The sequence below is a fragment of the Pseudomonas parasichuanensis genome (assembly GCF_021601385.1).
Taxonomy (GTDB): domain Bacteria; phylum Pseudomonadota; class Gammaproteobacteria; order Pseudomonadales; family Pseudomonadaceae; genus Aquipseudomonas; species Aquipseudomonas parasichuanensis.
This window is the reverse complement of record NZ_BQHO01000132.1, coordinates 1-204: the sequence shown is the minus strand read 5'-3', so window position 1 is coordinate 204 and position 204 is coordinate 1. Positions and strand designations below refer to the sequence as shown.

Genomic DNA, 204 nt, shown 5'->3' with positions numbered 1-204 from the left:
CGGTGACATCGCCATTGCTGACGATGGTGACCGACACCTTGTCGCCTTCGTTACCAGTGCCGGTACCGCCGCCGCTGCCCGGTTCATCGGTAACCGAGGTGGTGACGGTGTTGTCGCCGAGGGTCAGCTTCTCGAAGTTGTCGCCACCGGCGACCGATTCGATCTTGTTGACGATATTCGGTTGGCCACCGGTGTACACATCAT

The 204-nt window shown here is 59.8% G+C and carries 1 protein-coding gene; it reads right to left on the bottom strand.

From position 1 onward, the window contains the following. On the bottom strand, positions 1 to 204 hold a 204-nt coding region (locus tag L6D77_RS27255), incomplete at both ends, for a hypothetical protein (RefSeq protein ID WP_236170256.1).